The organism is Buttiauxella sp. BIGb0552 (assembly GCF_004366275.1).
GTDB lineage: Bacteria > Pseudomonadota > Gammaproteobacteria > Enterobacterales > Enterobacteriaceae > Buttiauxella > Buttiauxella gaviniae.
This window is the reverse complement of record NZ_SODY01000010.1, coordinates 103452-122314: the sequence shown is the minus strand read 5'-3', so window position 1 is coordinate 122314 and position 18863 is coordinate 103452. Positions and strand designations below refer to the sequence as shown.

Here is an 18863-nt window from a genome sequence, read left to right as displayed (position 1 = left end):
TCCCCATGCGAGAGTAGGGAACTGCCAGGCTCCAAATAAACAAACAAGCCTCATGCGAAAGCATGGGGCTTTTTTGTTTTATGCGATTTATGAAATTCCTGCCTACTTTTCTCAGTTTGTTTCTTAGATTTCTATTTTTTCAACCAGTTAACGATGAAATCAGCGACTTGTTCCGGGTGATTAATGTCCAGTATAGGGAGTAATGTGTGCAGATTTACATCACTGGCGATGGCAATGACATGGCTATCGATCGCTAAATCGCCAGCATTCAGAGAAGTACCCTCTCTATAAAGCAGTATCTTGGGTACTGATTCATGTTTAAAACCCTCGACCAGTATCATATCCAGTGATGATTCATCCATTCGGCTGGCAAGGTAGTAAAGATCTAACTGGTTCTCATCAGGTGTTTCAGTCATGAGTGCCCAGCGCTTTTGGCTCGCAACAATGGTTTGCGCCGCTCCAGCCTTGCGTAGTTCATAACTATCTTTTCCAGGCTTATCTACGTCCATATCGTGATGCGTATGTTTAATCAGCCCAGGACGAATACCTCGTTCATTCAATAAAGGAATTACTCGCTTCAACAGCGTGGTTTTCCCCGTCCCACTACAAGCTGCAAACGCTAACAATGGCAGCATCTATTGTTTCTCCCATTGCATAAGATCTTCAGGTGTATTTACGTTGATGAAGTTTTGTATCTGCTTCGCAAACAGTATGGGTTTCCCTCCGACTTCACGCAGAAAAATCATCACTCTGCGCTCGCCAGCAGCCAAATATTGCTCAAGATCTGTGACTAACTTACGGTGTATAAGCGCAATGGTTGGATGGTCTCGCTCGCCATCGTTCACCCATACTGCATTGGATTCACCTTTTTGCATCCACAGTTTGTATGCCAGATTGTCCGGGATATTAGGCGTATCGCAAGGACAGAACAGAAACCATTCACCAATCAGATGCTGCATTGCAGACAAGATTCCAGCCAGCGGCCCTGGATAATCAGGGAGCGTATCACTTAGGACATTAACCCCAAAAGACTGATATATTTCAATATTTCTGTTAGCACTGATCACCACATTACCCACCTGAGGTGCTAGCTTACTCATGACGTGTTCAAACAGTGGACGGCCATTAAGATTTATGAGTCCCTTATCCTGACCGCCCATCCTTGTTGCTTTTCCACCGGCCAACACCACACCAGTAACTTCTGTTAAACATCTCACCTATATCGCCTCTTTTAATGTGGGTTTGAGCCTGCTAACGTGTGACATCTCTCATGTGAATGGAGCACAATCATGAAATGTAAACGCCTTAACGAACTGCTCGAGCTACTTCAGCCCGCATGGCAGAAAGAGCCGGATCTCAACTTGATTCAATTTTTGCAGAAACTCAGCAAAGAGTCAGGTTATACCGGTGAATTAACCGAACTCACTGATGATGTGCTTATCTATCATCTGAAAATGCGTGATTCTTCGAAAGATGCTGTTATTCCTGGTATTCAGAAAGACTACGAAGAAGATTTTAAGACAGCATTACTGCGTGCTCGCGGCGTAATTAAAGAGTAAAAGCTTGTAAGCCAGCCCACCTAAATGGCTGCGAAATGTTATCCTCAACTATTCGCATTTACAGTTGGTTGGCTGGATGACAGACAGCGCTTTCAATTTCCAAACACTACATCCGGATACCATCATGGATGCCCTTTTCGAACAGGGTATACGGGTGGATTCCGGCTTGACGCCATTAAACAGTTTTGAGAACCGTGTCTATCAGTTTCAGGACGAGGATCGTAAACGTTATGTGGTGAAGTTTTATCGCCCCCATCGCTGGTCCGCAGAACAAATAGAAGAAGAACATCAGTTTTCTCTTGAGCTGCAAGCAGACGAGGTTCCAGTCGCTGCGCCATTGCATTTCAACGGCCAAACATTACTACGCCACCAAGGTTTTATGTACGCAGTGTTTCCTAGTTTAGGTGGGCGACAATACGAAACAGATAATCTCGATCAGATGGAATGGGTGGGTCGTTACCTTGGTCGTATTCATCAAACCGGGCGACGCAAGCTCTTTGCAGCGCGTCCTGACATAGGTTTGAGTGAATATTTGTTTGAGCCACGCGCACTGTTTGAGCATACGCCTCTCATTCCATCAGCCCTGAAGCAAAATTTCCTTAAAGCGACAGATGCTCTAATCGAGGAAGTTAAGCTTCACTGGCATTCTGATTTCCAACCATTGCGTCTACATGGCGACTGTCATCCGGGGAATATTCTCTGGCGCGATGGCCCATTGTTTGTCGATCTGGATGATGCTCGTAATGGCCCGGCAATTCAGGATATTTGGATGCTTCTGAATGGTGACAAAGCCGAACAGAGAATGCAGCTGGAAATGATTGTCGAAGCATACGAAGAGTTTACCCCCTTTGAATCAGACGAAATTGCACTCATAGAACCTTTACGAGCAATGCGTATGGTTTATTATCTCGCGTGGATAATTCGACGCTGGGATGACCCTGCCTTCCCCAGAAATTTTCCGTGGCTTACCGACGAAGATTACTGGAGAACACAAACTGCGACTTTTACAGAGCAGGTTCGGGTTCTACGTGAACCACCACTAACATTAACGCCAATGTATTAATCAGTATTTATTCAGGAGAGATTTGATGATGAAAAAGATTTGGCTGGCGCTGGCGGGGATGGTCCTGGCATTTAGCGTGTCTGCAGCGCAGTTCACTGACGGCAAAGAGTTCGTGACTCTGGAAAAACCTGTTGCTGGTGAGCCACAGGTTTTAGAGTTCTTCTCTTTCTACTGCCCGCATTGCTACCAGTTTGAAGAAGTGCTTCATGTTTCTGATACCGTGAAGAAAAAACTCCCAGAAGGCACCAAAATGACCAAATACCATGTTGAGTTCCTCGGCCCATTGGGCAAGGATCTGACTCAGGCATGGGCTGTTGCATTGGCACTGGGCGTGGAAGATAAAATCACCGCTCCAATGTTTGAAGCTGTTCAGAAAACCCAATCTGTTCAAAACGTTGCGGACATCCGTAAAGTGTTCATTGATGCTGGCATTAAAGCAGAAGAATACGATGCGGCATGGAACAGCTTTGTGGTGAAATCTCTGGTTGCTCAACAAGAGAAAGCAGCAGCTGACCTGCAATTGCAGGGTGTCCCGGCTATTTTCGTCAATGGTAAATACCAACTGAATCCACAAGGAATGGACACCAGCAATATGGACGTATTCGTCCAGCAGTATGCTGATGTGGCCAAGTTCCTGGTTGAGAAAAAGTAATTAAAAAAGCCGGTCATTGACCGGCTTTCTTCTATTGTTTGATACTCGTAAGTAAAGCGTCTTTCTCATGCCATACCGCATTCAACCATTGTTGAAAGCGCCGCTTAAATCCTTTGTCATTCACATAGTCTCCATGCAGATCCTCTGCAATGGGCACCAGCGAAACTCTCACCACAATCCGGGTCATCTTGCCGGTCAACATATCGTAGAACGGGCTTTGCGCGTTTTCAGGATAGCAGAGCGCCACATTGAGCAGCTTGTCGAACTGTTTCCCTAAACATTGAGCGCCAGATGACGGGAACGGGTAATAGCAGCTTAATGATGCCGGCGATAATAATGGGTACTGAGCAGGCAATAGTTACCAGAATGGTAAGAGCGACACTCAGAATCAACGTTATTGCGGCGAATAATCTCGTCATAAGTAAATTTTTCAGTTGGTTAGAGAGTGTCAGTTGTTGGGGAAAGGATAATAAGGGGGAAATTTTATCAGAAAAAATTAGTCGGTGATGAAACTAAAACTGCTCATTAAAGAACAGTGTGTGATGAGGTTCCGATATTATTGCGCTAAGACATAGTTATTTTTTATATCCACATTTATAGATCATTCATGAAATCGCCTCTCAATGAATAGACAAAACATAAAGACATGATAAATAAAGATATTTATTGGGGTTTGGATTTCTTTTGTATTAAGTAATCAATTGCTTAAAGAATTATGCACAAACTTATCCACAGCATTGATCTTGAGGGCGATCTCGAAGATCAACAAAACTTTTCACCTTATCTGCCTCAAAAGTTCATGTTTTCAGCCAGGCTATGGCATCCTTTAGCCATAAACTAAAAAACCAGTCACGGAACGGAACATTATGGTTCAGATTGCGCAAAACCCACTTATCCTCGTTGATGGCTCATCTTATCTCTATCGTGCATATCACGCCTTTCCACCGCTGACCAATAGCAAAGGTGAACCGACCGGGGCAATGTACGGTGTGTTGAACATGCTGCGCAGTCTGTTGTTGCAGTATCAACCGACGCATGCCGCTGTGGTGTTTGATGCTAAAGGCAAAACCTTCCGTGACGAGCTGTTTGAGCATTACAAATCTCACCGCCCGCCAATGCCTGACGATCTGCGTGCTCAAATTGAGCCACTCCATGCAATGGTTAAAGCTATGGGCTTACCGCTGCTGGCTGTTTCAGGCGTGGAAGCCGATGACGTTATTGGTACTCTGGCACTTGAGGCGGAACGTGTTGGCCGCCCTGTGCTGATTAGTACCGGCGATAAAGACATGGCGCAACTGGTTACGCCGGGTGTCACGCTCATCAATACCATGACGAATACCATTCTTGGCCCGGATGAAGTCCGTACAAAATATGGCGTTCCTCCAGAACTTATCATCGATTTCCTGGCATTAATGGGCGACTCTTCAGATAACATCCCTGGTGTGCCAGGTGTGGGTGAGAAAACCGCACAGGCGCTGCTGCAAGGTTTAGGAGGTCTGGACACGCTGTATGCCAACCCTGAGAAAATTGCAGAATTGACGTTCCGTGGTGCGAAGACCATGGCCGCGAAGCTTGAACAAAGCAAAGATCTTGCTTACCTCTCCTATAAGCTGGCCACTATCAAAACAGATGTGGAGCTTGAGCTGGGCTGCGAACAGTTAGAAGTCCAGCAGCCGGCAGATGAAGAGCTTCTCGACTTGTTCAAACGATATGAATTTAAACGCTGGATCACGGACGTCGAAGCCGGCAAGTGGATGCAAGCTAAGGGTGCAAAACCTGCGGCACAATCCACGAAAACGGTAGAGATTGAAGCCGAGGTTGAACCGGAAGAGCCAGCTAATGCACTCTCGCATGACAACTACGTCACCATTCTTGAAGAAAGCGTCCTTGAGGAGTGGATTGCCCGCCTGAAGAAAGCGCCGGTTATTGCCTTTGATACGGAAACAGACAGTTTAGATAACGTCAGTGCGAACCTGGTGGGCCTCTCATTTGCTACTGAACCCGGAGTTGCCTGCTACATCCCCGTTGCGCATGACTATATTGGTGCTCCGGTGCAGATCCCACGTGAGCGTGCCCTTGAACTGCTGAAGCCATTGCTTGAGGACGAAAGCGTTCTTAAAGTTGGGCAGAACCTCAAGTATGACCGTGGCATCATGCAAAACTATGATATCGAACTACGTGGCATTGCCTTCGATACCATGCTCGAGTCCTACATTCTTGATAGCGTCGCGGGCCGCCATGATATGGACAGTTTGTCTTCTCGCTGGTTGAAGCACACAACCATCACTTTTGAAGAGATTGCCGGCAAGGGTAAAAAGCAGCTGACCTTTAACCAAATAGATCTGGAACAGGCGGGGCGTTACGCCGCAGAAGATGCGGATGTTACGTTGCAGCTGCACCTGAAAATGTGGCCGAAACTTGAGCAGCGCGAAGGGCCATTGAGCATCTTTAAAAACATTGAGATGCCGCTGGTGCCTGTGCTTTCACGCATTGAACGTAATGGCGTGAAGATTGATCCGGCTGTGCTGCACACACATTCTGAGCAGCTCACCAAACGTCTTGCTGAACTGGAAATCACGGCTCATGAAATCGCGGGCGAAGCCTTTAATCTGGCTTCTCCTAAGCAGCTGCAAACTATTCTGTTTGAAAAGCAGGGCATTAAGCCGCTGAAGAAAACCCCGGGTGGCGCACCGTCAACTTCTGAGGAAGTGCTGGAAGAACTGGCTCTGGATTACCCACTGCCTAAAGTTATTCTTGAGCACCGTGGCCTGGCAAAACTGAAATCGACTTACACCGATAAATTGCCACTGATGATTAACCCGAAAACCGGGCGCGTGCATACCTCTTATCATCAGGCTGTAGCGGCAACCGGCCGTCTTTCTTCCACAGAACCGAACCTGCAAAACATTCCGGTGCGTAATGAAGAAGGGCGTCGTATTCGCCAGGCTTTTATTGCGCCAAAAGATTACCTGATCGTTTCTGCCGACTATTCGCAAATCGAATTGCGCATCATGGCACATTTATCCCGCGACAAAGGGCTGCTCACTGCTTTTGCCGAAGGCAAAGATATTCACCGTGCGACAGCCGCAGAAGTGTTTGGGCTGCCATTGGATAGTGTTTCAGGCGAACAGCGCCGCAGCGCTAAGGCCATCAACTTTGGCCTGATTTACGGTATGAGTGCGTTTGGTTTGTCACGCCAACTCAACATCCCACGTAAAGAGTCGCAGAAATATATGGATCTTTATTTCGAACGCTACCCGGGCGTGCTGGAGTATATGGAACGCACCCGTACTCAGGCGAAAGATAAAGGCTATGTCGAAACGCTGGATGGCCGTCGCCTGTATTTACCGGACATCAATTCCAGCAATGCAGCCCGCCGTGCCGGAGCTGAACGTGCGGCGATCAATGCCCCGATGCAAGGAACTGCGGCTGATATTATTAAACGAGCAATGATTGCGGTTGATGCCTGGCTGGAAGCAGAAAAGCCACGTGTAAAAATGATCATGCAGGTACACGATGAACTGGTGTTTGAAGTTCATCAGGACGATCTGGAAGCGGTATCGAAGAAAATCCACGAACTGATGGAAGGCAGTATGACGCTAGATGTGCCATTGCTGGTGGAAGTCGGAAGTGGCGTAAATTGGGATGAGGCTCACTAAATAAAGCGATTTATGTAACTAAGCAACATAACTCATAGCTTTTTGTGATGACGCTTCAATATCGGAGTGTAAAGGGTGAAAAAAAACTACAAAAAATGCTTTTTCAACCGAATAAAAAGGAGTAGAGTTATTTGCGTAGGGTACAGAGGTAAGATGTTCTATCTTTCAGACCTTTTACTTCACGTAATCGGATTTGGCTGAATATTTTAGCCGCCCCAGTCAGTAATGACTGGGGCGTTTTTTATTGCGCGCAAGTCAGGAAAATAAGGAAAAGCACGGGCGAACCCATGCCTCTTTTTATTCGCCAGCTGTTTCGTCGTCTTCTTCTACATCATCTTCTTCGGTCGCTGGCGGGATATCGTTATACCAACCATCAAGCTTATGACGCAGTACATCGACACCGATCTTTTTCAGTGACGAAAACGCTTCTACCTGAATATCACCGCCAAAATCTACCACCGCTTCGCGCACCATTTTCAGCTGTGCTTTACGCGCGCCAGACGCCAGTTTATCGGCCTTGGTTAACAGCAGCATCACTGGAATGCCGCTCGCAACAGCCCAGTTAATCATTTGCTGATCAAGGTCTTTCAGTGGATGACGGATATCCATCAGCACGACTAAACCCTTCAGGCTATTACGTTTTTGCAGATACTCGCCAAGCGCGCGCTGCCATTTCAGTTTTACTTCTTCCGGTACTTCGGCGTAGCCATAGCCCGGTAAATCCACCACACGTAAGCCTTCAGCCACTTCAAACAGGTTGATGAGCTGCGTACGGCCAGGTGTTTTACTGGTACGCGCCAGGGCTTTCTGGTTGGTCAGCGTATTTAATGCGCTGGATTTCCCTGCGTTGGAGCGGCCTGCGAAAGCAACCTCAATACCGGTATCAGAAGGTAAATGGCGAATGTCCGGTGCGCTAAGCACGAAGTGGGTCAGCTGGTAATTCCAGTTTTTCAAAACGGTTGTCTCCCTCAGGATGAGCATTGTGGAGGATTATACCTGAACATGGGGAAAACGCCGTGTTTCTCGGGCAAGGCTTACAGGATTACAGAAATTCGCCCGAGGTTTGTAAGACATTGACCATTCATATTGACAGACAATGCAGTGTTGTAAGATGCAGACATAATTGAAAGTGATTATATAACATGTGGTTATGTATCGACTGCTAAGTCTCAACTGTAAGCTTACACAAATACTAATCTTGTGGAATCAAGCGCTCAGAGTAAAGTAAGCGGCACAGGCAAAGGAGAGCCACCAAGGATAGCAACTCAGGATGAGGGTTCAGGATCGTCAGGATGGCGAAGAACCAGGAAAATGCCAGGAGGCAACGTCTGGAGACGTTTAAAAAGGACAAGGATTTACACGGAAGTTGTTTGCAAGGGAAAGACAGGGCGTCGAGTGCAAACAGGGATTGTGTGACTTATGAAGGGTCCAAAGACAAGAAAAAGGCGACAGGTTAACCTGCCGCCTTTTTTCTTTGCTTGCTTTCTGCTAGATTCCGCCGCAATTCTATACTGAATAAAAATGGCTCAAGATAATTTATTATGAAGCAACAAAACTCAGCAGCACCTGGCTCTAAACCTTCAAAAGCACGTCGCAAAACACGTGAAGAGATCGATCGTGAAGCACGTGACCGTAAGCGTGAGAAAAAACGCAGCGGGCACGCAGCGGGTAGCCGTTCAACCGGTGGCACGCAGGAAAAAAGTGGAAGTGGCAGCTCACAGGCTAAAGATCCGCGCATTGGCAGCAAAAAACCAATCGCCCTGGGCGTAACTGAAGTCCAGGTCAAAAAACCTAAACAGCACAAACCTAAAGTCGAGAAACCTATGCTAACACCACAGGCTGAACTGGATTTGCTGGAGAACGATGAGCGCCTGGATGCGCTGTTAGAGCGTCTTGAAGAAGGTGAAACACTCAACGCAGAAGAGCAGGCTTGGGTTAACGCTAAGCTTGATCGCATCGATGCGCTGATGGCTGAACTCGGCATCGCCTATGAAGATGACGAAGATGAAGAAGAAAAAGAGAAAGGCGATGATTTGATGCGTCTGCTCAAAGGCACCGACTAACGGTAAATCTCAATGGGATTACCTGTTCTTTGCGTGGTTATTCCTCTGGTGTGTTATCTGCTGTGGTTATTCGTTAAACTACGGCGGTTGTCGCGATTGCAAAAATCGTTGCGCCGTCAACGAATGCGGCATCACCGGAGGGAGTAAGCATGTCTGAGCAGTTAATTGATTGGGATCTGGCCCTGATCCAGAAATATAATTATTCAGGGCCGCGTTATACCTCTTATCCTACCGCGCTGGAGTTCTCAGAAGGCTTCGGCGAGGCGGCATTTCTTGAAGCGGTTGCTCGTTATCCTGAGCGCCCGCTTTCGCTATACGTCCATATTCCGTTCTGCCACAAGCTTTGCTACTTCTGTGGCTGCAATAAAATCGTGACTCGCCAGACGCATAAGGCCGATCAGTACCTCGATGCCCTGGAGCAAGAGATTGCCCACCGTGCACCGCTCTTTAAGGGCCGTCACGTCAGTCAACTGCATTGGGGCGGCGGTACACCCACTTACCTCAGTAAAACGCAGATAAGCCGTCTGATGGGGCTTCTACGGGGTCATTTCAGTTTCAACGAAGATGCTGAACTCTCTATTGAAATTGATCCGCGTGAAATTGAACTCGATGTGCTGGACCATTTGCGTCAGGAAGGGTTTATCCGCCTGAGTATGGGGGTGCAGGATTTCAACAAAGAAGTGCAGCGCCTGGTTAACCGTGAGCAAGATGAAGAGTTTATCTTTGCGCTGATTCAACGTGCGCGTGAACTCGGTTTCACCTCGACCAATATCGACTTGATTTACGGCCTACCAAAACAGACGCCAGAAAGTTTTGCCTTCACGCTCAAGCGTGTTGCAGAACTGAGCCCGCATCGGTTAAGCGTTTTTAACTATGCGCACTTACCGACTCTGTTTGCCGCACAACGTAAAATCAAAGATGCAGACTTACCCAGCGCTCAGCAAAAACTCGATATTCTGCAAGAAACTATCGGCTCGCTGACCCATGCCGGATACCAGTTTATTGGTATGGACCACTTCGCCCGGCCAGATGACGAACTGGCGATCGCGCAGCGTGAAGGGAAATTGCATCGTAATTTCCAGGGCTATACCACGCAGGGCGATACAGATTTGCTTGGGATGGGCGTTTCCGCCATCAGCATGATTGGCGATTGCTATGCGCAGAACCAGAAAGAGCTAAAAACCTACTATCAACAGGTTGATCAGCAAGGCGATGCGCTGTGGCGAGGTCTGGCGCTAACCCGTGATGACTGCATTCGCCGTGACGTGATCAAGGCGCTTATCTGTAATTTCCAGCTTAGCTTTGTGGAAATCGAGCAGCTTTGGGATTTGGATTTTGCACAGTACTTCGCAGAAGACCTGAAATTGCTGTCACCACTGGCGAAAGATGGGCTGGTGGATATCGACGGAAAACACATTCAGGTGACGGCAAAAGGTCGCCTGCTAATCCGTAATATCTGCATGTGTTTTGATAGTTACTTGCGTCAGAAGGCGCGGTTGCAGCAGTTCTCTCGCGTTATCTGATCTGTGTCGGATGTCGCTTCGCTAATCCGACCTACACGATCCGTAGGGGGGATTAGCGAAGCGACATCCACCAGAAAGAGCCAGATGGTGCTGACTTATCCCTTTTTTTACTCCATTCCCAACTCTTTCAATTTACGCGTCAGGGTATTTCGCCCCCAGCCAAGTAAACGAGCCGCTTCCTGCTTGTGCCCCTGCGTATGTCGCAGTGCTGTTGTTAGCAATGTACGCTCCATTTCAGGCTGAGCTTCAGAGAGTAAGTTCTGATGACCGGAACGTAATGCGCGGTCCGCCCATTGCGCCAGAAGTGTTGCCCAACTGTCTGACTGAGAATGCGCTGGGCTATCGGGAATGGTTGTCTCGAACAGCTCAGCAGGCAAATCCTGAATCAACACTTCCTGGCCCGCAGCCATCACGGTTAACCAACGACAGGTGTTTTCCAGTTGGCGCACGTTTCCGGGCCAGGCAAGGCGCGTTAACGCATTTTCTGTTTCCGGGTGCAGCAATTTCGCTTCCACGCCCAGTTCCTTGGCCGCATCTTGCAAGAAGTGACGAGCCAGGCGCGGAATATCTTCGCGGCGTTCACGCAGCGGTGGCAAATGCACGCGAATAACGTTCAGGCGATGGAATAAATCCTCACGGAATTTCCCTTCCTGCACGCGCAACTCAAGGTTCTGGTGGGTCGCGGCAATGATTCGCACATCGACTTTTACCGGTGCATAACCGCCAACGCGATAAAACTGACCATCAGCGAGTACGCGCAACAAGCGAGTCTGCACATCCAACGGCATATCACCGATTTCATCGAGGAAAAGTGTGCCACCGTCGGCTTGCTCAAAGCGGCCCTGGCGAATTTGATTCGCACCGGTAAACGCGCCTTTCTCGTGACCAAACAGCTCAGACTCAATCAAATCCTTCGGGATTGCGGCCATGTTCAGCGCAATAAAAGGTGATTTCACGCGTGGGCTATGGCGATGCAGAGCGTGTGCAACCAACTCTTTACCGGTACCAGACTCACCGTTAATCAACACACTTATTGATGAACGGGAGAGGCGGCCAATAATGCGAAACACATCCTGCATAGCTGGCGCTTCACCAATAATATCGGTGGTTGGCCCATTAACCTGCACATTGCGCGGCTGCTGCTGTTCCTGATAGTGGCTGATAGCGCGCTCAACAAGTGCCACCGCTTCATCAATATCAAATGGTTTTGGCAGGTAATCAAAAGCGCCTTGCTGATAAGCACTCACCGCTGCTTCAAGATCTGAATGAGCGGTCATTATGATGACCGGCAACATCGGGTGACGCTGTTTAATCTGCTTTAGCAGTGCCAGACCATCCATGCCTGGCATGCGGATATCAGATAACAATACGTCCGGGGTCTTGGTTGCGAGAGCGTTCAGAACTTCATTGCCGCTCTCAAATGTGGTGCAGCTTAAACCAGCCCCAGTTAGTGCACGTTCCAGCACCCAACGGATGGAGCTATCATCATCAACGACCCAGACTATCCCTCGTTGCATAAAGACCTCTACTTACGAATAGGCAGGTAAACCGAAAACTCGGTATGACCAGGCCAACTGTTAAATTCGATTTTCCCCGAATGCTGATCGATCAAGTTGCGTGCAATAGAAAGACCTAAACCTGTCCCTCCCTCACGTCCGCTCACCATTGGGTAGAATAGTGTGTCCTGCAGATGGGCCGGAATACCCGGACCGTTGTCTTCAATATCAATACGTGCAGCCAGGCGATAGCGAGTGCCGTGCAGAGTAAGCTGAAAAGCGGTACGCGTACGTAACACTATTTCGCCACCATCACTGCCCAGCGCCTGAAGCGCGTTACGCACAATATTCAGTAAAATCTGTTCAATTTGATCCGGGTCGTGTGCCAGTTCAGGCAAACTTGGGTCGTAATCTCTTATCAGCGTGACATTCGCTGGCAACTCCATCGACACCAGTTTCATAACCCGTTCGGTGACTTTGTGAATACTTTCTGTGACGTGCATGCCGGGTTGTTGCGGGCCTAACAGCCTGTCGACCAGGTTACGTAAGCGGTCGGCTTGCTCAATAATCACCTTGGTGTATTCAGTGAGCGAAGGGTCCGGTAAGGCTTTAGCCAGCAATTGCGCTGCACCGCGTAACCCGCCCAAGGGGTTTTTAATCTCGTGAGCCAGCCCACGGACTAAGTCACGAGCGGCAATTTGCTGCGCCTGCTGTAACTGTTCCTGACTTAAACGGCGTTGGTTATCCATCGGCGCCATTTCCATCAGGATGAAACCTTCTGGTAAACGTTGTGCAGTCAGGGAAAGAATATGGGAGCGGCTATCAATAACCAGTGTGACTTCGTTATCGGTAAAGCCTTGGCCTGCCGTCAGGCTTTCCTGCATCAAGCCAACATTTAGCGAAAAGTAACTCAACAGTTCTGGTAGCGGTGTGCCGTACAGCTTGCGCGAACTCTGCGCCAAAAGTTGCTGTGCCGCCGGGTTGGCGTAATGAACCGCCAGTTCGTCATCGACCAGTAAAATACTGTTGATTAAAGAATTCAGGATCTGCCCAGCATCGGGCAGTGTGCCGGTTGCCATACAGCAGTCTCCGATAATTTGCACTGTGATGGTGCATTATAGTTTCCTGGCGGCAATAAACGTTGCTGCAACAGGTTATTTGTGGATAAAAAAGCCCATCAACGATGGGCTTAAGTCGGACATGACTAACTCATTAAACGCTGTAGTACAGCTCAAACTCAACTGGGTGTGGAGTCATGCGCACACGGTCGTTTTCTTCGATACGCAGAGCGATGTAAGCATCGATAGCTTCATCAGTGAACACGCCGCCCGCAGTCAGGAACTCGCGGTCTTCGTTCAGGCAGCTCAGTGCTTCTTCCAGAGAACCCGCAACTTGTGGGATCTCTTTAGCTTCTTCTGGCGGCAGGTCATACAGGTTTTTGTCCATTGCTTCGCCCGGATGGATTTTGTTCTTGATACCATCAAGACCAGCCATCAGCAGTGCTGCGAAGCACAGGTACGGGTTAGCCGCTGGGTCTGGGAAACGCACTTCGATACGACGTGCTTTCGGAGACGCAACTACTGGGATACGGATTGAAGCAGAACGGTTAGCGGCAGAGTAAGCCAGCATTACTGGAGCTTCGTAACCCGGGACCAGACGCTTGTAGGAGTTGGTGGTTGGGTTAGCCAGGGCGTTGATGGCTTTAGCGTGTTTGATAACACCGCCGATGTAGTACAGCGCTTGCTCAGACAGGCCAGCATATTTGTCACCAGCGAACAGGTTTACGCCGTTCTTAGCCAGGGACATATGGCAGTGCATACCAGAACCGTTATCGCCAAACATTGGTTTTGGCATAAAGGTCGCTGTTTTGCCGTAAGCATGTGCAACGTTGTGAACCACATATTTGTAGATCTGAATTTCATCTGCTTTTTTGGTCATGGTGTTGAAGCGGGTAGCCACTTCGTTCTGACCAGCAGTTGCTACTTCGTGGTGGTGAGCTTCAACAACCAGGCCCATTTGCTCCATAGTCAGACACATTGCAGAACGCAGGTCTTGTGCGGAGTCAACTGGTGGAACTGGGAAGTAACCGCCTTTAACAGCAGGACGGTGGCCTTTGTTGCCGCCTTCGTATTTGGTGCCGCTGTTCCAAGCGCCTTCGATATCATCGATAGCAACGTGAGAACCGGAGATAGAGCTACCGAAACGAACGTCGTCGAACAGGAAGAACTCTGGTTCTGGCCCGAACAGTACGGTATCGGCGATGCCAGTAGAACGCAGGTAGTCTTCAGCACGCTTGGAAATGGAACGCGGGTCGCGGTCATAACCTTGCATGGTGCCTGGCTCAAGAATGTCGCAACGAATGATCAGCGTAGAATCAGCGAAGAACGGGTCGATGACAGCAGTAGACGCATCTGGCATCAGAACCATGTCGGATTCATTGATGCCTTTCCAGCCACCAATTGAAGAGCCATCAAACATTTTGCCTTCTTCGAAGAAGTCAGCAGTAACCTGATGAGCAGGGATAGTGACGTGCTGTTCTTTACCTTTGGTGTCAGTGAAGCGCAGATCAACAAACTTCACTTCGTGTTCATTCAGCATCGTCAAAACGTGTTCAGCGGACATACTTAACTCTCCCGGATTTGGTCATTGAATTGGCTTGTTGCCCTGAAATGATTAAAGCGAAATCTGTGCCAACTTTTAAATTACCCCAAAAAGGCGCTATCATGCGCACTATAGTGCAAAAGGGCTGCACCACGATGGATAGTTTGCACCAATGTAGTGCTTCAGTCTGAGATTTGAGCACCATATTGGTGCAATTTTCGTTGTGGCTCCCTTTTTTGCTCCGTGAAAGCGATCACAAACCATTACTTTTTACATTGTTTGTAAAAGTTCTTTGTGATCCTGTTATGTCCTTCGATTAATACGTGTACAATAACGCGCTATTTCTAATGCCTGAGGCAAAGTTGTGATCGAAAATCTGCGTAATATCGCCATCATCGCGCACGTTGACCATGGTAAAACTACCCTGGTTGATAAGCTGCTGCAGCAATCTGGTACTTTCAGTAACGAACGTGCTGAAGCCACCGAACGCGTGATGGACTCCAACGATTTGGAGAAAGAGCGTGGGATTACCATCCTCGCTAAAAACACCGCTATCAAATGGAATGACTACCGTATCAACATCGTTGATACCCCTGGGCACGCCGACTTCGGTGGCGAAGTTGAACGTGTAATGTCCATGGTAGACTCCGTTCTGCTGGTCGTTGACGCAATGGATGGCCCAATGCCGCAGACGCGCTTCGTAACCAAAAAGGCATTTGCCCACGGTTTGAAGCCAATTGTTGTAATCAACAAAGTTGACCGTCCTGGCGCGCGTCCTGACTGGGTTGTTGATCAGGTATTTGACCTGTTCGTTAACCTTGATGCGACTGACGAGCAGCTCGATTTCCCAATCATCTATGCATCAGCATTGATGGGTATCGCGGGTAACGATCACAATGAGATGGCGGAAGACATGACCCCGCTGTACCAGGCGATTGTTGACCACGTTAAAGCACCATCCGTTGACTCTGATGGTCCGTTCCAGATGCAAATCTCCCAGCTTGATTACAACAACTACGTTGGCGTAATCGGCATCGGTCGCATCAAACGCGGTAAAGTGAAGCCTAACCAGCAAATCACTATCATCGACAGCGAAGGTAAAACTCGTAACGGTAAAGTCGGTAAAGTACTGACTCACCTCGGTCTGGAGCGTATTGAATCCACCGAAGCTGAAGCCGGCGACATCATCGCGATTACCGGTCTGGGCGAGCTGAACATCTCCGACACTCTTTGCGATACGCAAAATGTTGAAGCGCTGCCAGCACTGTCTGTTGATGAACCAACTGTTACCATGTTCTTCAACGTCAACACCTCTCCGTTCTGTGGCAAAGAAGGTAAATTTGTTACCTCTCGTCAGATCCTTGACCGCCTGAACAAAGAGCTGGTGCACAACGTTGCACTGCGTGTTGAAGAAACCGAAGATGCGGATGCATTCCGTGTATCCGGTCGTGGCGAACTGCACCTGTCTGTGTTGATCGAAAACATGCGTCGTGAAGGCTTCGAACTGGCTGTGTCCCGTCCGAAAGTAATCAACCGTATGATCGATGGTCGTATGCAAGAGCCGTTCGAAAACGTGACTCTGGATATCGAAGAACAGCACCAGGGTTCTGTAATGCAGGCGATGGGCGAGCGTAAGGGCGATGTCAAAGACATGATCCCTGACGGCAAAGGCCGTATCCGTCTGGATTACCTGATCCCAGCACGTGGCCTGATCGGCTTCCGTACTGAGTTCATGACCATGACTTCTGGTACTGGTCTGCTGTACTCCACATTCAGCCATTACGACGACGTGAAGCCAGGCGAAATCGGCCAGCGCCAGAACGGCGTGCTGATCTCTAACGGCCAGGGTAAAGCAGTCGCGTTTGCGCTGTTCAGCCTGCAGGACCGCGGTAAGCTGTTCCTGGGTCACGGTGCAGAAGTTTACGAAGGCCAGATCATCGGTATTCACAGTCGTTCTAACGACCTGACTGTAAACTGCCTGACCGGTAAGAAACTGACCAACATGCGTGCGTCCGGTACTGACGAAGCAACAACTCTGGTTCCTGCATTGAAGATGTCTCTGGAGCAAGCTCTGGAATTCATCGATGATGACGAACTGGTAGAAGTTACTCCGACTTCCGTACGTATTCGTAAGCGTCACCTGACTGAAAACGACCGCAAACGTGCGGGTCGTGGTAGCAAAGAAGCGTAAGTTTCTTTCCTGCAAAGCATTGAAGCCCTGCCTGTTTAGGCGGGGCTTTTTTTTGCTTAATAACTCGCAGAACCCGGATCGCTTTTTTATCTGCGATAGTCAAAGCTACCCTTTACCGCTACAGTTATTTGTCCATGCGCAAAGGAGAAGCTTATGCTGTATATCTTTGATTTAGGAAACGTCATCGTTGATATCGACTTCAACCGAGTAATGGGGGTTTGGAGCGATTACAGCCGTGTCCCGCTGGCGAATTTGCAGAAAAGCTTTGTAATGGGCGAGGCGTTTCAACGCCACGAGCGGGGGCAAATTAGCGACGAAGAATTTGCTGCTGCGATATGCGAAGAAATGGGCATGGCGTTGAGCTTTGATCAGTTTTCTGCAGGCTGGCAGGCTATCTTTGTTGGCTTACGTCCAGAAGTGATTGCCGTCATGAATAAACTTCGTGAACAGGGGCATCGCGTCGTTGTGCTCTCTAATACCAACCGCTTACATACTTATTTCTGGCCCGGTGAATATCCGCAAATCGCCGAGGCGGCAGATAAAATCTATCTGTCTCAGGAAATGGGAATGCGTAAACCCGATGCAGAGATCTATCAAAAACTCCTCGAAACGGAAGGTTTTTCCGCGAATGAAGCCGTCTTTTTTGACGACAACGCCGATAATATTAAAGGAGCTCAACAGGTGGGGATCACCAGCATTTTGGTGACCGGTAAAAACACGGTGCCCGATTATTTCTCAAAAAGCCTATGATAAAAGACGTTCATCGCAAAACGAGCAAGCACCTCAGGCCCTGTATCGCCTGGGGTAAATTGCTCTGGCATCGGATTGACCAGGACAATATGACCACGCTTGCAGGTAACCTTGCTTACGTGTCATTGCTCTCACTGGTGCCTTTGGTTGCGGTAGTGTTTGCGTTATTTGCAGCTTTCCCGATGTTTGCCGACGTTAGTATTCAACTGCGGCATTTTGTCTTCTCAAACTTTCTGCCCGCGACGGGCGATATCATCCAACGCTATATCGAACAGTTTGTTGCTAACTCCAACAAGATGACTGCTGTGGGGGCCTGTGGCCTTATCGTTACAGCATTGCTGCTGATGTATGCCGTGGATAGCGCACTAAATACTATCTGGCGCAGCACGCGCACCAGGCCAAAAATTTACTCGTTTGCCGTCTACTGGATGATTTTGACGCTAGGGCCGCTGCTGGCAGGTGCGAGTCTGGTGATAAGTTCGTATCTGCTTTCGCTGCGCTGGGTGACGGGCTTTAACAGCACGATTGATATTGTGTTGCGTATCTTCCCGTTGCTGCTCTCCTGGCTGTCATTCTGGATGTTATATAGCATCGTTCCAACCACTCGAGTCCCGGTACGAGACGCACTGATTGGCTCGCTGGTGGCCGCTCTTTTATTTGAGCTTGGTAAGAAAGGTTTTGCCCTCTACATCACCATGTTTCCCTCTTACCAATTGATTTACGGCGTATTAGCCGTGATCCCCATTTTATTTGTCTGGGTCTATTGGACCTGGTGTATCGTGTTGCTCGGCGCCGAAATTACTGTCACTCTCGGTGATTACCGCAAACTCCGTGTCGAAGCCCAGCAGGAAGAATTGGAAGAACCATGATTGCATTAATACAGCGTGTCACCCACGCTCGCGTCACCGTGGACGGTGAAGTGACGGGTGAAATTGGCCCGGGACTTTTAGTGTTATTGGGTGTCGAAAAAGAAGATAACGAACAGAAAGCGAATCGCCTTTGCGAACGTGTTTTGGGTTACCGCATTTTTGGCGATGAAAACGACAAGATGAACCTGAACGTTCAGCAAGCCGGTGGCAGCGTGCTGGTGGTGTCGCAGTTTACCCTCGCCGCTGATACCGAACGCGGCATGCGCCCGAGTTTTTCTTGTGGTGCAGCACCTGAGCTTGCTGAAGAGTTATATGAATACTTTGTTCAACGCTGTCGACAGCAGGGCATTGTTGCCGAAACTGGGCGTTTTGCCGCCGACATGAAAGTCAGCCTGACCAATGACGGCCCGGTGACGTTTTGGTTACAGGTCTGAATT

At 48.8% G+C, this 18863-nt stretch carries 16 protein-coding genes and 1 pseudogene; 10 read left to right on the top strand and 7 right to left on the bottom strand.

All coding sequences use genetic code 11. The annotated features are described in order from the left end of the window. Nucleotides 1–131: 131 nt before the first annotated feature. Complete coding sequence (gene mobB / locus EDF88_RS23550) at nucleotides 132–635, bottom strand: molybdopterin-guanine dinucleotide biosynthesis protein MobB (protein ID WP_134187718.1); 504 nt, start codon at nucleotides 633–635, stop codon at nucleotides 132–134. Further along, nucleotides 636–1217 (bottom strand): molybdenum cofactor guanylyltransferase MobA, encoded by a 582-nt coding sequence (gene mobA, locus EDF88_RS23545; protein ID WP_134187716.1) that lies wholly within the window; start codon nucleotides 1215–1217, stop codon nucleotides 636–638. 72 nt (nucleotides 1218–1289) lie between these two features. Here mobA and EDF88_RS23540 point away from each other — a divergent pair, with 72 nt between their 5' ends. The 3 genes from EDF88_RS23540 to dsbA all read left to right on the top strand — a co-directional run bounded on the left by EDF88_RS23540 (nucleotide 1290) and on the right by dsbA (nucleotide 3274). After that, nucleotides 1290–1559, top strand: coding sequence for a YihD family protein (locus tag EDF88_RS23540; protein WP_064514941.1), 270 nt, complete (start codon nucleotides 1290–1292; stop codon nucleotides 1557–1559). A gap of 76 nt (nucleotides 1560–1635) precedes the next feature. Further along, on the top strand, nucleotides 1636–2622 hold the full coding sequence (locus tag EDF88_RS23535; protein WP_134187714.1) for a serine/threonine protein kinase: 987 nt from the start codon (nucleotides 1636–1638) through the stop codon (nucleotides 2620–2622). Between the two features lie 28 nt (nucleotides 2623–2650). Further along, complete coding sequence (dsbA, locus tag EDF88_RS23530) at nucleotides 2651–3274, top strand: thiol:disulfide interchange protein DsbA (protein WP_134187730.1); 624 nt, start codon at nucleotides 2651–2653, stop codon at nucleotides 3272–3274. A 31-nt stretch (nucleotides 3275–3305) separates the two neighbouring features. On the opposite strand, the pseudogene EDF88_RS23525 reads toward dsbA, so the two are convergent. Then, nucleotides 3306–3693, bottom strand: a pseudogene (locus EDF88_RS23525) (hypothetical protein). Nucleotides 3694–4140: 447 nt separating this feature from the next. Between EDF88_RS23525 and polA the strand changes: the two are divergent. Beyond that, nucleotides 4141–6933: a DNA polymerase I gene (gene polA, locus EDF88_RS23520; RefSeq protein WP_134187712.1), complete on the top strand. Its 2793-nt coding sequence runs from the start codon at nucleotides 4141–4143 to the stop codon at nucleotides 6931–6933. Nucleotides 6934–7230: 297 nt separating this feature from the next. On the opposite strand, the gene yihA is transcribed toward polA, so the two are convergent. Next, a complete protein-coding gene (gene yihA, locus EDF88_RS23515; protein WP_134187710.1) occupies nucleotides 7231–7914 on the bottom strand; it encodes a ribosome biogenesis GTP-binding protein YihA/YsxC in 684 nt (227 codons plus the stop codon). Nucleotides 7915–8474: 560 nt separating this feature from the next. On the opposite strand from yihA, the gene yihI reads away from it, so the two are divergent. Further along, nucleotides 8475–8996 carry a Der GTPase-activating protein YihI gene (gene yihI, locus EDF88_RS23510; RefSeq protein ID WP_064561467.1) on the top strand — a complete coding sequence of 174 codons (522 nt, stop codon included), beginning with the start codon at nucleotides 8475–8477 and terminating at the stop codon, nucleotides 8994–8996. 149 nt (nucleotides 8997–9145) lie between these two features. Next, nucleotides 9146–10519 (top strand): oxygen-independent coproporphyrinogen III oxidase, encoded by a 1374-nt coding sequence (gene hemN / locus EDF88_RS23505; RefSeq protein WP_134187708.1) that lies wholly within the window; start codon nucleotides 9146–9148, stop codon nucleotides 10517–10519. Nucleotides 10520–10626: 107 nt separating this feature from the next. Here the strand turns inward: hemN and glnG are convergent, their stop codons facing one another. The 3 genes from glnG to glnA all read right to left on the bottom strand — a co-directional run bounded on the left by glnG (nucleotide 10627) and on the right by glnA (nucleotide 14637). Then, the gene (gene glnG, locus EDF88_RS23500; RefSeq protein WP_064514955.1) at nucleotides 10627–12036 is read right to left on the bottom strand and encodes a nitrogen regulation protein NR(I); all 1410 of its coding nucleotides are present in this window, start codon (nucleotides 12034–12036) and stop codon (nucleotides 10627–10629) included. An 8-nt stretch (nucleotides 12037–12044) separates the two neighbouring features. Continuing rightward, entirely contained in the window at nucleotides 12045–13094 is a 1050-nt protein-coding gene (glnL, locus tag EDF88_RS23495; RefSeq protein ID WP_064514957.1) for a nitrogen regulation protein NR(II), read from the bottom strand. Between the two features lie 133 nt (nucleotides 13095–13227). Further along, on the bottom strand, nucleotides 13228–14637 hold the full coding sequence (gene glnA / locus EDF88_RS23490; protein WP_064514959.1) for a glutamate--ammonia ligase: 1410 nt from the start codon (nucleotides 14635–14637) through the stop codon (nucleotides 13228–13230). Nucleotides 14638–14980: 343 nt separating this feature from the next. Here glnA and typA point away from each other — a divergent pair, with 343 nt between their 5' ends. The 4 genes from typA to dtd all read left to right on the top strand — a co-directional run bounded on the left by typA (nucleotide 14981) and on the right by dtd (nucleotide 18860). Next, complete coding sequence (typA, locus tag EDF88_RS23485) at nucleotides 14981–16807, top strand: ribosome-dependent GTPase TypA (RefSeq protein WP_064514962.1); 1827 nt, start codon at nucleotides 14981–14983, stop codon at nucleotides 16805–16807. Nucleotides 16808–16960: 153 nt separating this feature from the next. Then, complete coding sequence (yihX, locus tag EDF88_RS23480; protein ID WP_134187706.1) at nucleotides 16961–17557, top strand: glucose-1-phosphatase; 597 nt, start codon at nucleotides 16961–16963, stop codon at nucleotides 17555–17557. Then, on the top strand, nucleotides 17554–18426 hold the full coding sequence (locus EDF88_RS23475) for a virulence factor BrkB family protein (RefSeq protein ID WP_064514966.1): 873 nt from the start codon (nucleotides 17554–17556) through the stop codon (nucleotides 18424–18426). Before yihX ends, EDF88_RS23475 begins: the two co-directional genes overlap by 4 nt. Further along, nucleotides 18423–18860 carry a D-aminoacyl-tRNA deacylase gene (gene dtd / locus EDF88_RS23470; RefSeq protein ID WP_064514968.1) on the top strand — a complete coding sequence of 146 codons (438 nt, stop codon included), beginning with the start codon at nucleotides 18423–18425 and terminating at the stop codon, nucleotides 18858–18860. The genes EDF88_RS23475 and dtd overlap by 4 nt, the downstream gene beginning before the upstream one ends. Nucleotides 18861–18863 lie beyond the last annotated feature (3 nt).

Excerpts from the sequence above, each read along its gene's own strand:
- glnA (WP_064514959.1), bottom strand. The coding sequence starts at position 14,637 with ATGTCCGCTGAACACGTTTTGACGATGCTGAATGAACACGAAGTGAAG.
- glnL (WP_064514957.1), bottom strand. The coding sequence starts at position 13,094 with ATGGCAACCGGCACACTGCCCGATGCTGGGCAGATCCTGAATTCTTTA.
- EDF88_RS23475 (WP_064514966.1), top strand. The coding sequence starts at position 17,554 with ATGATAAAAGACGTTCATCGCAAAACGAGCAAGCACCTCAGGCCCTGT.
- dsbA (WP_134187730.1), top strand. The coding sequence starts at position 2,651 with ATGAAAAAGATTTGGCTGGCGCTGGCGGGGATGGTCCTGGCATTTAGC.
- yihI (WP_064561467.1), top strand. The coding sequence starts at position 8,475 with ATGAAGCAACAAAACTCAGCAGCACCTGGCTCTAAACCTTCAAAAGCA.
- dtd (WP_064514968.1), top strand. The coding sequence starts at position 18,423 with ATGATTGCATTAATACAGCGTGTCACCCACGCTCGCGTCACCGTGGAC.
- yihA (WP_134187710.1), bottom strand. The coding sequence starts at position 7,914 with ATGCTCATCCTGAGGGAGACAACCGTTTTGAAAAACTGGAATTACCAG.
- hemN (WP_134187708.1), top strand. The coding sequence starts at position 9,146 with ATGTCTGAGCAGTTAATTGATTGGGATCTGGCCCTGATCCAGAAATAT.
- polA (WP_134187712.1), top strand. The coding sequence starts at position 4,141 with ATGGTTCAGATTGCGCAAAACCCACTTATCCTCGTTGATGGCTCATCT.
- EDF88_RS23540 (WP_064514941.1), top strand. The coding sequence starts at position 1,290 with ATGAAATGTAAACGCCTTAACGAACTGCTCGAGCTACTTCAGCCCGCA.
- yihX (WP_134187706.1), top strand. The coding sequence starts at position 16,961 with ATGCTGTATATCTTTGATTTAGGAAACGTCATCGTTGATATCGACTTC.
- glnG (WP_064514955.1), bottom strand. The coding sequence starts at position 12,036 with ATGCAACGAGGGATAGTCTGGGTCGTTGATGATGATAGCTCCATCCGT.
- mobB (WP_134187718.1), bottom strand. The coding sequence starts at position 635 with ATGCTGCCATTGTTAGCGTTTGCAGCTTGTAGTGGGACGGGGAAAACC.
- EDF88_RS23535 (WP_134187714.1), top strand. The coding sequence starts at position 1,636 with ATGACAGACAGCGCTTTCAATTTCCAAACACTACATCCGGATACCATC.